Origin of the sequence: Streptomyces aurantiogriseus (genome assembly GCF_014649375.1) — a bacterium.
Classification (GTDB): Bacteria; Actinomycetota; Actinomycetes; order Streptomycetales; family Streptomycetaceae; genus Streptomyces; species Streptomyces aurantiogriseus.
The window spans coordinates 1-517 of sequence record NZ_BMSX01000090.1 but is presented as its reverse complement, the minus strand read 5'-3'; the positions used below and the strand labels follow the sequence as shown (position 1 = coordinate 517).

General features: G+C 71.2%; 1 protein-coding gene. It reads right to left on the bottom strand.

Annotation, left to right across the window (positions count from 1 at the left end; translation table 11 throughout):
• Positions 1–508, bottom strand: a 508-nt coding sequence (locus tag IE263_RS48110; RefSeq protein WP_189944467.1) for a winged helix-turn-helix domain-containing protein, incomplete at its 3' end; no start/stop codon positions are given.
• Positions 509–517: the final 9 nt, after the last annotated feature.

Here is a 517-nt window from a genome sequence, read left to right as displayed (position 1 = left end):
AGCCAGGCGTCGAGCGCCGCCACGGACCTTCCACCTGCGGCCAGGTCTCCTTCACCCAGCCCGCCACGGCCTCCTCGTCGCGCTCGACCGCTCGGCGGGCCGGGACCTGGTGGCTGAAGCCGTGGCGGTGCAGCATCTGCGCGATCGCCGACAGCGTCATGCTCTTGTGGAACCGGCGCCCGATCAGCGTCTTGATCCGCGCCAGCGTCCACGTCTGGTCCGGCCAGCCGTGCGCGACCGGCCCCTTGGCGAGCTCCTCCTCGAGCACGGTGAACAGGGCCTCACTCAGCTTGGGCCGTGACACCGGCCCGGCAGACCGCAGCCCCTCCGTGCCGGCATCGTGCCAGGCTCGGCGCCAGCGCTGCACCGAGCGCACACTCACCCGTAAGTCCTTGGCGACCTCGGCGTTGGAGGCACCCGCAGCGAATCGCTCCGCGGCCTCCAGCCGGATCCGCTCGCGAAACGCCTGCCGTTCAGGCGTCAGCCCACCACCCTGCGGATATCTCACACAACAGGC